10 protein-coding genes are annotated in these 12,303 nt (G+C 66.4%); 5 read left to right on the plus strand and 5 right to left on the minus strand.

What is annotated here, in order from left to right; translation table 11 throughout:
* The first annotated feature begins 84 nt into the window (after nt 1-84).
* Nucleotides 85-2,850: a glycoside hydrolase family 2 protein gene (locus ABIA65_RS14235; protein WP_354523936.1), complete on the plus strand. Its 2,766-nt coding sequence runs from the start codon at nt 85-87 to the stop codon at nt 2,848-2,850.
* On the opposite strand, the gene ABIA65_RS14240 is transcribed toward ABIA65_RS14235, so the two are convergent.
* Both ABIA65_RS14240 and ABIA65_RS14245 read right to left on the minus strand, forming a co-directional pair.
* The gene (locus ABIA65_RS14240) at nt 2,847-3,320 is read right to left on the minus strand and encodes a DUF309 domain-containing protein (protein WP_241405237.1); all 474 of its coding nucleotides are present in this window, start codon (nt 3,318-3,320) and stop codon (nt 2,847-2,849) included. The two genes, ABIA65_RS14235 and ABIA65_RS14240, sit on opposite strands and share 4 nt — an antisense overlap.
* A gap of 55 nt (nt 3,321-3,375) precedes the next feature.
* Nucleotides 3,376-4,653: an MFS transporter gene (locus ABIA65_RS14245; RefSeq protein ID WP_354523937.1), complete on the minus strand. Its 1,278-nt coding sequence runs from the start codon at nt 4,651-4,653 to the stop codon at nt 3,376-3,378.
* Nucleotides 4,654-4,718: 65 nt separating this feature from the next.
* Between ABIA65_RS14245 and ABIA65_RS14250 the strand changes: the two genes are divergently transcribed.
* Complete coding sequence (locus tag ABIA65_RS14250) at nt 4,719-5,090, plus strand: MerR family transcriptional regulator (RefSeq protein WP_241405239.1); 372 nt, start codon at nt 4,719-4,721, stop codon at nt 5,088-5,090.
* 312 nt (nt 5,091-5,402) lie between these two features.
* On the opposite strand, the gene ABIA65_RS14255 is transcribed toward ABIA65_RS14250, so the two are convergent.
* Entirely contained in the window at nt 5,403-6,149 is a 747-nt protein-coding gene (locus tag ABIA65_RS14255; RefSeq protein WP_502919564.1) for a DedA family protein, read from the minus strand.
* A 99-nt stretch (nt 6,150-6,248) separates the two neighbouring features.
* Between ABIA65_RS14255 and ABIA65_RS14260 the strand changes: the two genes are divergently transcribed.
* Genes ABIA65_RS14260 through ABIA65_RS14270 form a run of 3 tightly spaced genes read left to right on the plus strand, consistent with a single transcriptional unit; the run spans nt 6,249 to nt 10,905 of the window.
* The gene (locus tag ABIA65_RS14260; protein WP_241405240.1) at nt 6,249-7,520 is read left to right on the plus strand and encodes a competence/damage-inducible protein A; all 1,272 of its coding nucleotides are present in this window, start codon (nt 6,249-6,251) and stop codon (nt 7,518-7,520) included.
* Between the two features lie 4 nt (nt 7,521-7,524).
* Entirely contained in the window at nt 7,525-8,445 is a 921-nt protein-coding gene (locus ABIA65_RS14265; RefSeq protein ID WP_241405241.1) for a choline/ethanolamine kinase family protein, read from the plus strand.
* Nucleotides 8,446-8,454: 9 nt separating this feature from the next.
* The gene (locus tag ABIA65_RS14270; RefSeq protein WP_354523938.1) at nt 8,455-10,905 is read left to right on the plus strand and encodes a GcvT family protein; all 2,451 of its coding nucleotides are present in this window, start codon (nt 8,455-8,457) and stop codon (nt 10,903-10,905) included.
* A 22-nt stretch (nt 10,906-10,927) separates the two neighbouring features.
* Here ABIA65_RS14270 and ABIA65_RS14275 read toward each other — a convergent pair whose 3' ends face one another.
* Both ABIA65_RS14275 and ABIA65_RS14280 read right to left on the minus strand, forming a co-directional pair.
* Nucleotides 10,928-11,338 (minus strand): hypothetical protein, encoded by a 411-nt coding sequence (locus ABIA65_RS14275; protein ID WP_354523939.1) that lies wholly within the window; start codon nt 11,336-11,338, stop codon nt 10,928-10,930.
* Nucleotides 11,339-11,342: 4 nt separating this feature from the next.
* Nucleotides 11,343-12,260 (minus strand): alpha/beta fold hydrolase, encoded by a 918-nt coding sequence (locus tag ABIA65_RS14280; protein ID WP_241405243.1) that lies wholly within the window; start codon nt 12,258-12,260, stop codon nt 11,343-11,345.
* Nucleotides 12,261-12,303 lie beyond the last annotated feature (43 nt).

Genomic DNA, 12,303 nt, shown 5'->3' on the forward strand with positions numbered 1-12,303 from the left:
CCTGGGCAGAATGGGAGCCCAAACCCCGCGCATCGCGCGATCCACCCAAGCCCGACCAGAGGGAGACGCGCCATCGCGACCGAGATGCGCCGCACCGTCGTGCTGGGCGTCGTCATCTCTCTGCTGCTGTTGGTCGTCTGCGCCGGCGACATTCCACGCTTCTCCGGCCCGGAGCAGGCCTCGGCGCAGATCGAACTCGCCGACGGCTGGAGTCTCGCCTCGGCACGCGACGTCACTGCGGACGGTGCGGAAGTGTCCCGGCCGGACTACCAGGACTCGGCGTGGCACCAGGTGCCCAGCATGCCCGCGACGGTACTGGCGGCCCTGCAGGACGATGGCACCTACCCCAACCTGTACTACGGCAAGAACCTGCTTGAGGAGGTTCCGCAGGACCTCTATCTGCAGGACTGGTGGTACCGCACCACATTCGAGGCGCCGGCGGGCCACAGCACCTACCAGCTGAGCTTCCCAGGCATCAACTACCGCGCCCAGATCTGGCTCAACGGGCACCTCGTGGCCGACGACGACCAGGTGGTGGGCATGTATGTCGAGCATGACCTCGACGTGACGCCATGGATCGAGCCGGGGCGGCCGAACACGCTGGCCGTCAAGGTGACACCGGAGCGCGCCATCCAGGACGTCGACGGTGTGGAACTCGCCGACAGCTGGTTCGACTGGATCAACTGGAACTATCTGGGATATCAGGGGGCCGACAAGAACCCGGCGAACGGTAACTCCTTCGTCGCCGATCGGAATGCTGGTATCTGGAAACCGGTCTACCTGAGGATGTCTGGGCCCGTGGCGATTGCGGACGCCACGGTCAACACCGAACTGCCGCTACCTGCCACCGACTCGGCCCGGCTGCACGTGTTCGCCCGGCTGCAGAACTTCTCCACCGACCGCGTGCGTGGAGTGCTGCGGGCCACCATCACCCGGCCGGGCCGGGACACGGTCCGGGTGGAACAGCCGGTGTCTCTCGCGCCGGGCGACGATCGTGAAGTCGGCTTCAGCCCAGACGAGTTCGACGATCTGACGTTGTCGAACCCCGACCTGTGGTGGCCGTACACGATGGGTGAGCCCAACCTGTATGACCTGCGCCTGGAGTTCCGTCAGTACAACCGCTCGGTGGATGAGTCGACCCTGCGCTTCGGCGTCCGCACCGTGTCGCAGTTCCGCGACGCCCAGGACCAGTTCCCCGAGCTGGGTCGCGGAGGCAACTTCTATCTCCAGGTCAATGGGCGCGACTTCCTGGTTCGCGGTGCGACGTACACACCCGACCTTCTCTACGACTACGACCCCGACCGCGAGGACGCCATCCTGGGCTACACCCGCGACCTCGGCCTCAACATGCTTCGACTCGAGTCGAAGATCCCCACCGAACGCTTCGTGCAGACCGCCGACGAGCTCGGCATCCCGCTGATGGTGGGTTGGATGTGCTGCAACCAGTGGGAGAAGTGGCCGCAGTGGGATGCCGAGGATCTCGCGGTCGCCAAGGACAGTCTGCGGTCACAGGTTGCGATGTTGCGATCGCACGCCTCGGCATTCGTGTGGGCCAACGCCAGCGATGGACGCCCACCCCCGCCGGTCATGGACGCCTACCACGGAATTCTGCGAGATCTGCACTGGCAGAACGCCGTCGTTGACAGTGTGTCGTCCTACACCACAGATGAAACGGGTGAACGGCTGTGGGACGGGATCCACATGGCCGGGCCGTACACGTGGCGGCCGCCGACGTACTGGTTCAGCGGCCGGTACCGTGCGGCCCGCGGCGCCTCGGCCGAACAGGGCGACAACGAGCACATTCCGCCGTTGGCGAGCCTCAAGCAGTTCATCCCGCCGGACAAGCTGTGGCCCATCAACGACTACTGGTACTTCCACGCCGGGTCCAACCCGGGTAACGCCGCGCTGCGCAGCATCCAGCGGGCAATCAACCGACGATACGGCTACTCCAGCGGCGCGGAGGAGTTCACCCGCAAAGCCCAACTCGCGCATTATGAGTCGACACGGGCCCAGTTCGAGTCTTTCGCCGCCCTGGGCTGGGCGGATCACAAGATGACGCTCTATTGGATGCTCAACAACCACTGGCCGTCGTTCTTCGGCAACGTCTTCGACTACTACCTGCGCCCCGGCGGCGCGTACTACGGCGCGAAGAAGGGACTGCGACCGCTCTCGGTGGTCTTCGACTCGTACGCCACCGGCGACCACGACGTCGCCAACGTCACCGCGGTGAATCAGAGGCCCAGCACCGCAACGGGTCTGCGTGTCCGCGTCCGCGCCTACGACCTGCAGGGCAAGGTGCGAGACGATCGCACCAGCGGGCCTCTCACAGTGCCATCGGGTGGCACCGCACCGGCCATGACGTTGCCCCGGCTGGCGCGCGACGCGCAGGTCTACTTCGTCCGCTGCCAACTGCTCGATGACGCGGGCAATGTCATCACCGAGAACGTCTACTGGCAGTCGCAACGTGACGACGATGTCGGAGACCCGAACGAGGACTTCGCCTTCGAGCTACGACAGGAGAGCTGGGCCGATATGACTCCGCTCAACCACATGGCCCGCGTACGGCTCGGCGTGACCGCTCAACGCAGCGCGAACGGCGCGGGACAGAACACCGTGACAATCCGCCTGACCAACCCCACCACCAAGGTCGCGTTCTTCCAACGCGCAGAGGTAACCGCAACCCGCGACGGTGATGAGATCCTGCCGATCGAGTACAGCGATAACTACGTGTCGGTCTTTCCCGGCGAGACGGTCGAGCTGAGGGCCGTCGTGCCGAGCCCGCAGGTGACGGCGAACTGGGTGCGGGTGGCGGGCTACAACTCGGCTCCGGTGCTTGTGCCGGTCACCTAGCGCGCCTGGCGTCGAACTCCTGGGCGTAATCGATCTGCACCGATCTCGCCGTCGGCCTGCAGGTCGTCGATCAGTTTCTCGGCATAACCGACCAGTCCGACGGTGTCGATGTCATGGGGTGTCTCTGGCTGATCGATGGCCTCGGTTGCGCGTCGCAGCAATGCGAGTGCGCCCTTGCGGTTTCCCCGCTGGACGTGGGTGATCGCCACCGCCAGCTGGGCGAGTCCCTGCCACAGCTCGCGTTCGGCGGGATCAGCCTGCTTCCACATGGCCTCGAAGACCTCGTGCGCGTGGAATGCCTGTCCACGATCGAGGTAGTCCTGGGCTGCGGTGAGGGCTTCCGGTGGTGTGAAGACCGCGTCGTCTGGGACACGGGGGACGCCTTGCACCCCTCGCGGCAGCGGTCGGCCCAGTTCGTCGCGGGCTCGCGCGTTGCGCGCACGGCCTGCTTCGTCGCGGTCCCGAGCCATTGTTCCTCCCGTTCAGTCGCATCAAAATGGTGTCGATCATGACAGCGGGTACCTGTTATTCAACGCCATGTCTCAACGACCTCGTCGCCGGCCGCGTAGCAGGAGTCGATGACGGGGGCTGCCTGGCAATGTCGTTGCCCCCGCGGAGTCCGGGGAATCCGTGTCGGCGCGCGGACACGGTGACGACGAGAGCTGGAATCAGCAGAACAAGCGCAGCCCAGGGCAGCGAGGCCGGCCCGACGCCACTGAGGAGGAGGCCGCCAATGATTCCGCCGCCGGCGATGCCGATGTTCCAACAGGTGACCACCAGCGACTGCGCGACATCACCGGCCGCCCCGGCGGCCTCCGCGGACGCTGTCTGAAGCAGCGTCGCCGCGCCACCGAATGCGAGGCCCCACACTGCGGCACTGGCGAAAACAAACCACGGCGTGGCGGCGAGGAGTCCCAGCGCGAGGGCGGCGACGGCAAACAGGGTGCAGCTGGCAATCGTCAGCTGCCGCGGGTATCGGTCGATGACGATGCCGGTGAACCAGATACTCAGCAGTGACACGACGCCGAAGGTGAGCAGAACCGCATCAACGCGATCAGCGAGACCGAGCGGTGCGAGGTAGGGGGCGACGTAGGTGTAGAGGATGTTGTGTGCGAGGACGAAGGTGAGGGTCACGAACAGCACTGCGGCGACGCCGGGGATCACAATGGTGCGGCGCAGCGGCAGCCGCGCGTCCTCGGTTTGGCCGGGAAAGCCCGGCACGGCCGCGAGCACCCAGCCGATCAGGACCAGGGTCAGCACCGTCATGATCCCGAACGTGTGCCGCCAGCCGACGAGCCCCGCGAGGAACGTACCGGCGGGCACACCGACTGACAGCGCGAGCGGAGTGCCGGCCATCGCGATCGCCATGGCCTTGCCGCGCTGATGCGGAGCAACCATGCGGCGCGCATACCCGGCCAACAGTGCCCAGAGCAGTCCCGCGACGACGCCTGCGACGAAACGTGCGGCCAGGGTCAGTGCGTAGCTGTTGGAGACGGCGGTAATCGTGTTAGCGATCGCGAATCCCGCTATTGCGAACAGCAGTAGCCGTCGGCGCGCCCAGCCGATGGTCACTGCGGTGAGCGGCACCGCGGCGATGGCGGAACCGATCGCGTACACAGTCACCGTCTGCCCGGCCGCAGATTCGGTGACGCCCAGGTCGCCACCCATCGCAGGCAGGATTCCTGCTGGTAGCGCCTCAGTCATGATCGTGATGAACCCCGCCGCGCCCAGCGCCAGCAGGCCTGCCAGCGGTAGACGGTCAGGACGGGACGCACGCTGCGAGGGGTGCGGAACTTGAGTCATGACGCCATCGTCTAGGTTGACGTTAACGTTAAGGTCAAGCTGTGGGCCACTAGGCGGGAAGTGAGGTGCGTCGCATCAGGATCGGAGAACTCGCAAAGCTGACGGCCACGTCTGCGCGAGCGTTGCGCTACTACGAGGACGAAGGTCTGATCGTTCCCGGCCGCATGGCAAACGGGTATCGGGAGTACGACGACTACCTGGTCGACCGGGTCATTCAGATCCGGGGACTGCTCGACTCCGGCTTGCCGACACGAATCATCAAGCAGATCCTCCCGTGTCTCGACAAGCCTCGCACCATCCACTTCGCCGACGCCACACCCGAGATGCTCACCACCCTGGAGTCCGAACGCGACCGCATGAGCGACCGCATCGAGTTCCTGACCCGCAACCGCGACGCAATCGATGACTATCTGGAGGCCGTCAAGGCTCTCGCCTGACACGGATCTCACCTGCTGCGCGAAAGCATCCGGATATCCTGTCCGCCAACTACATCAGGGGTATCCGACCTTTCGGACATGAATGTTCGCCGCATTCGGGCCACACGCTCCCTTATTCTGCTCGGCGTCGGCGTGATCGCGCTGGACTTCGCAGTCCAGGCTATGCAAGTCACCGGCAGAGCCAAATCGTCCCGCACACAACAGAATTGGCTGGCCGCATCATTGGTAGTTACATGGTGTTCTATTCGCTCAGCAGTGCACTCGGAGTAATCTCCGCCACAGTTACCTTCCGTGCCACAGGCTGGGCTGTCGTCAGTGTCCTCGGCTGCCTGCGCCACGGCAGCCCTCAGCGTATGGATCACCGACCGACTGCGAGCAGCACCTGTCGCCGAAGCAGGGCCGGGCGGTCGGAACGCAGGGCCGGCGCGCCAGAAGGGCCCGCAGCACCGACACCGCGATGGGCAGCGCCGACAGCACCGCGATGGCCAACACGACGAACTCCAGGTGGGTGCTGACGAACCCGACGCCGCCGAGATGGAAGCCGATCAGTGTCAGCCCGACGCCCCAGGCCGTGGCGCCGATGATGTCGTAGACCAGGAACACGCGGTAGCGCATGCCCGACGCGCCGGCGATCACCGGGGTGAACGTCCGGACCACGCCGATGAAGTGCCCGATCACGATGGTCTTGCGACCGTGTCGGTCGAAGAACGCATGCGACGTGGCAAGGTAGCGCTTCTTGAAGAACCGCGCGTCCTCCTTCTTGAACAGTGCGGGCCCCAACCGTCTGCCGATGAGGTAGCCGACCTGGCCGCCCACGATGGCGGCCGCGGCGGCACAGACGCCCAGGTGCCAGACACTCGCCGGGGCGTTCGGTTGCGCGGCAAGCAGACCCGCGGTGAACAGCAGCGTGTCACCGGGCAGGAACGGGATGAAAAGGCCGGTCTCGAGGAACACGATGATCACCACGCCGGGGAGCAGCGCCGCCGCGAAGGGGCCGCCGTGGCCCAACCAGTACATCGGGTCCATCACCTCTGGCATGGCCAGGACGGCGCTCGTCACGGCCGCCGAACCTAGCGCTGCCACATTGCGGGACGCTGAACGCAACACGTCCACGCCACGCGCCACGCATGCGCGGCGATGGTCGTAGTGTCTGTACCCGTGAGTGCACGTGCGGGAATCGTGGTTACCGGAACCGAAGTGCTGACCGGGAGGGTTCAGGATCGCAACGGCCCGTGGGTCGCCGATCGGCTACTCGAACTTGGCGTCGAACTCGCGCACATCACCATCTGCGGTGACCGTCCCGCCGACATCGAGGCGCAGCTGCGATTCCTGGCGGCCGAAGGCGTCGACCTCATCGTCACCAGCGGTGGGCTCGGCCCGACCGCCGACGATATGACGGTGGCCACGGTGGCCCGGTTCTGCGGACGCGACCTCGTCCTCGACAGCGCACTCGAGGAGCGGATCGCCGGCATCCTGCGCAGGCTCATGGGACGTCGCGAGGACGTCGACTTCGATGCGGTGATGGCCGCCAACCGCAAGCAGGCGATGGTGCCCGAGGGAGCGCAGATCCTCGACCCGGTCGGTACCGCACCGGGTGTCGTGGTGCCGGGCAAGCCGACAGTGGTGGTACTGCCCGGGCCGCCGCGTGAACTTCAGCCGATGTGGACCGCCGCCATTGCCACACCTGCGGTTACCGATGCGATCGCGGGCCGCACGGAGTATCGACAGGACACCATCCGCATGTTCGGGCTGCCCGAGTCGGGTCTCGCCGAGACGCTGCGCATCGGTGAGACCGAGATCGCCGACTTCGACCGGTTGGAGATCACGACGTGTCTGCGTCGCGGCGAACTCGAGATCGTCACCCGGTATGAGCCCAGCGCCCACGACGTCTACGCGCGACTGGTGGGGCTACTGCAGAAGCACCACGCCAGGGAGATCTACTCAACTGATGGTGCATTGGTCGACGACCAAGTCGCCGCGCTGCTGGCGGGCCGCACGATCGCGACCGCTGAGTCGTGCACCGCGGGTATGCTCGCCGCCCGATTGACCGACCGCGCCGGCTCCTCGGACTACGTCGCCGGCGGTGTGGTGTCGTACTCGAACGCCGCCAAGGCTGATCTGCTCGGGGTCGATCCCGATCTCATCGCGGCGCACGGCGCGGTGTCCGAGCCGGTCGCCGAGGCCATGGCCGCGGGTGCGCTGCAGCGGTTCGGAGCCGACACGGCCGTGGCGATCACCGGCATCGCAGGCCCCGGTGGGGGAAGCGACGAGAAGCCGGTGGGCACCGTCTGCTTCAGTGTGCGGCTCGGCGACGGTGCGCCGACGACGCGCACACTGCTGCTGCCGGGCAACCGATCCGACATTAGAGAGCGGTCCACCACCGTCGCGATGCACATGCTGCGCCGGGCACTGCGTCACGACCCGGACTGATGCGGTGTCGTTCTCGCTCACCGATGCCGAACTCGACGCAGTGCTGGATCAGTTCCCCGCACTCGCGGGTAAGAGGCGGGTGCTCGAGGACCTGTCGGGGGGCCTGACGAATCGCAACGTCAAGATCACCACGCCCACGGGGATTTTCGTCGCGCGCTGCTGTGACTCCTCGTCGAACCTGCTCGGTATCGACCGTGACAACGAGTACGCCAACACTCTTGCCGCCGAACAGGCCGGCGTCGGGGCGCCCGTGATCGACTACCGGCCCGATCTCGGCATCCTGCTGATCGGGTTCGTTCCCGGGGCGACGCTGACCAATGACGACTTCGCCAGGCCCGGCGTCATCGCCAAGGTCGCCGCCGGTTGCCGCGCACTGCACGCCGGACCACGGTTCCGCGACGACTTCGACATGTTCGTGCGGCAATCCCAGTACCTGAAGGTCGTGCAGGACAACGGCTTCCGACTTCCGGATGACTACCTGAGCTTTGCCGAACAGTTCGAGACCATCCGCGTCGCCCTTGGCGGTGACGACACCACCGTCCCATGTAACAACGACTTGTTGGCGGCCAACTTCGTCGAAGACGGTGACCAGGTCTGGGTCATCGACTACGAGTACTCGGGCAACAACGACCCGTGCTTCGAATTAGGCAACATCTGGCGCGAATGCCGGCTGTCCCTCGACCAGCTCGAGGAACTGGTGGTCGAGTACTTCGGACGCAGGACTCGTCACGAAATGGCCCGTGTCCGCCTGCAGGGCACCGTCTCCCAATACGGCTGGACGCTGTGGGGTTGCATCCAGAATGGCTCCAGCGCACTGGACTTCGACTTCTGGGGCTGGGCAATGGAGCGCTTCGAACTGGCCATGCAGGAGTTCCGTGGGCCCGATTTCAACCGACTGCTCGCCGACGTGCGGGCATCGGACTGAGAGGACGATATGGCAGCCCTTCCCGACCGCGCACGAGTGGTGATCGTCGGTGGCGGTGTGATCGGCGCGAGCGTCGCGTATCACCTGACCAAGTACGGCCACGCCGACGTCGTGCTGCTCGAGCAGGGACGGTTGTCGTCGGGCACCACGTGGCACGCCGCGGGTCTGGTCGGGCAATTGCGCGCGTCCGAGAGCGGCACGCGGCTGGTCCAGTACTCGACGCAGCTGTACCGCGATCTCGAGGCCGAGACCGGGCTGACCGCCGGCTACCGCCAGTGCGGCGGCGTGACGGTGGCGCGTACCGAGGACAGGATGATTCAGCTGCGCCGCACCGCAGCCAATGCCGCGGCATTCGACCTGGAGTGTGAGCTGCTATCGCCCGCGGAGGCGCTCGAGCACTATCCCGTCATGCGGATCGACGACCTCGTCGGCGCCATCTGGCTGCCCGCCGACGGCAAGGCCAACCCGACCGACCTGACGGTAGCGCTGGCCAAGGGCGCACGACTGCGTGGGGCGCGAATCCTGGAGCACACCAGGGTGATCGACGTGCTGACCGCCGATGGCAGGGTCACCGGCGTGCGCACCGACGCGGGGGACATCGAAGCGGAGATCGTGGTGAACTGCGCCGGACAGTGGGCCAAGCAGGTCGGCGCCATGGCCGGGGTCAACGTGCCACTGCACTCCGCCGAGCACTTCTACGTCGTCACCGAGACCATCGAGGGTGTGCACCCGAACATGCCCATCCTGCGCGACCCCGACGGCTACACCTACTTCAAGGAGGAGGTCGGGGGACTGGTCATCGGCGGGTTCGAGCCGGAGGCCAAACCGTGGGTGAGTCCTGACGCTATCCCTTACCCGTTCGAATTCCAGCTGCTGGAGGAGGACTGGGACCACTTTCAGATCCTCATGGACAACGCACTGCTGCGAATTCCGGTGTTGGAGGAGACCGGACTCAAGAAGCTCTACAACGGACCGGAGAGCTTCACCCCGGACAATCAGTTCATTCTCGGTGAGGCGCCGGAGTGCGCCAACTACTTCGTGGCCGCGGGTTTCAACTCGGTCGGTATCGCCTCGGCGGGCGGAGCGGGTCGGGCGTTGGCCGAGTGGATCGTCAACGGCGCTCCCACCAGTGACCTCACGAGCGTCGACATTCGACGGTTCGCGCCGTTCAACGGCAACAACCGGTGGCTACACGACCGGGTGGCCGAGGTGCTGGGCCTGCACTACGAAATCCCCTGGCCCAACCGGGAGATGACCACTGCGCGTCCCTTCCGCCGGTCACCCGTCCACCATCTACTGGTAGACGCGAACGCGAACTTCGGCAGCAGGATGGGCTGGGAACGCGCCAACTTCTTCGCCCCGCAGGGCCACGATCCCGTCATCGAGTACTCCTGGGGCAAGCAGAACTGGTTGCCGTGGTCGGCCGCTGAGCAGATCAGCACGCGGACCGCGGTCACCGTGTTCGACCAGACGTCGTTCTCGAAGTACCTGCTCGTTGGACCCGACGCCGAGGCGGCTCTGCAGTGGCTGTGTACAGCGGATATGGCCGTCGACGTCGGCAGGACGGTCTACGCCGGAATGCTCAACGCGCGCGGCACCTACGAGTCCGATGTCACCGTGACCCGCACCGCGCACGACGAGTACCTCATTGTCAGCAGTGCGGCGACCACCGAGCGGGACAAGGACCACATCCGCAGGAACCTGCCCGACGGCACCCTCGCGCATCTGGTCGACGCCACCTCGGCGCTGGCGGTGTTCGGTGTCATGGGACCGGCCTCGCGCGATCTGCTGTCGACGCTCACCGACGCTGACCTCGCCGACGAGTCGTTCCCGTTCGGTACTAGCCGGTCGATCAGCCTGGGTCATGCCAGCGTTCGCGCCACCCGCATCACCTATGTGGGTGAACTCGGTTGGGAACTCTACGTTCCCACCGAGTTCGCGGTCGGGGTGTATGAGTCGCTGATGTCCGCAGGCGCCGAGTTCGGGGTGGCGCGCGGTGGCTACTACGCCATCGAATCGCTGCGGCTGGAAAAGGGGTATCGCGCCTTCGGTCGGGAGCTGACACCCAACGACAACCCCGTAGAGGCGGGCCTGCTGTTCGCGTGCAAGCTCGACACCGACATCGACTTCCTGGGCCGAACCGCGGTGGAGAGAGCCAGGTCCGACGGCCCACGCCGAAAGCTTGTCGGTTTCACGGTCGGCTCACCGGAGGCGATGTTGTGGGGTGGCGAACTGGTGCTGCGCGACGGCGCCGTCGCCGGGCAGGTGTCCTCGGCGGCATGGGGGGAGACGGCGGGTGCCTGCGTCGGTATGGCCTACGTCCGCTCGCCGGACGGTGCGACGGTCGACGCGCAGTGGATCCGCGCCGGCGATTACCAGGTCAACGTCAATGGGACGACGTATCCAATCACGGTGTCGCTCAAGCCGATCTACGACCCCGCCAACTCACGGATCCGCTGATAGTTGCCGGCGTTGGTGAGGTTCAGCCGCCAACTGCGGCAACGTAGGCGACCATGCCCAGGACGAGGGTCAGCGCACACAGCGCGAGCGTCGCGACCGCGAAGGGCCACGCCCGCTTGCGGCGGACCAATAGGACCACCGTGGCCACCAGGCCCGCCACGCCGATACCGAGCGCGATCAAGAGCGCGGTCCCAACCGCGGTGACCGCACCGTCAATGCTGCATGTCGCGGGTGGGCAGTGGTCGAGGAACGCCAGTAGGAACAGACCCATCAGCGCAGCGCCCGCCCCCATGAGCGCCGTCACCACGAGCGCGACGATGGACACCGCGATATCGGCCGAGGAGCGTTGTGGCTGCGGGACCGGGTGCGGTGGCCAGCTCTGCGACCACTGCGGCGATGGCCCTTCCGGCGGCCAGGGCGGCTGCGATGTCACGGCGTCACTTCTCGGCGTCGAGCGCGTCCCACAGATTCATCAGATCGCCAAGGATCACCTCGGCGACGCCGAGCCCACCGAGGTGGCTCTCACCGGGAAGGGTGTAGAGCTCCGCGTCGGGTAGTAGCGATACGACGTGCTGACCGTGCGCGAACGGCACGATGTGGTCGGCGTCGCCGTGCCACCAGTGCACCGGCACCTTGATGTCCGCGAGCCGGAAGCCCCAGTCCTTGGCGAAGACGGCGACGTCGGCGAACGGTGCGGCCAGTTGCTTGCGGCTGCCGTTGAGCAGATCGTCGAGGAACATCGCGCCGAACTCCGGGCGGACCAGCAGACGCCGGTCGCCTTCGGGGGACACCAGCGCATACGCGTGCAGTGCCAGAGGGGCTACGGGACGCATCATCTGGACCAGGCCGACCGCCGCAAGCCGCAGCGGCAACCCGATGATGGGAAGCGCGGGCGCCACGCGTGAACCGAACCCCATCAATCCGCCGCCGATAGCCTCGGGGCCGACCGTGGGTGCGACGCCCCCGAGGACACCGGCCAATAGGACGCGGTCGGGCATCGCCGCTGCGCAGGCCAGGGTGTAAGGCCCGCCGCCGGAGAGTCCGATCACCGCCATCTTGCCGATCCCGAGCACGTCGGCGATGGTTCGGAGGTCCTCGGCGAAGGCCAGTACGTTGCGGTACTGGTGAGGTGTCGATGAGCCGATGCCGGGCCGGTCAACACCGATGAGCCGAATGTGCCGCTGCTCGGCGTAGGCACGGGCCTCGACGGGGATCTGCCTGCGCGCGCCCGGTGTGCCGTGCAGCCAGAACACGGCGCGGCCCTGAGGGTCGCCGAACTCGGCAAACCCGAGTTGGCGATCACCCCCGACCGCGACGTTGCCCTCCAGCTTGGGGCGTTCGATAGGCATGACCATGGCTGAAGTCTCGCACGCCGCCTGGTCGCGCCTGCAGGCCTTC

It is taken from the genome of Mycolicibacterium sp. 624, assembly GCF_040548615.1.
Taxonomy (GTDB): Bacteria; Actinomycetota; Actinomycetes; order Mycobacteriales; family Mycobacteriaceae; genus Mycobacterium.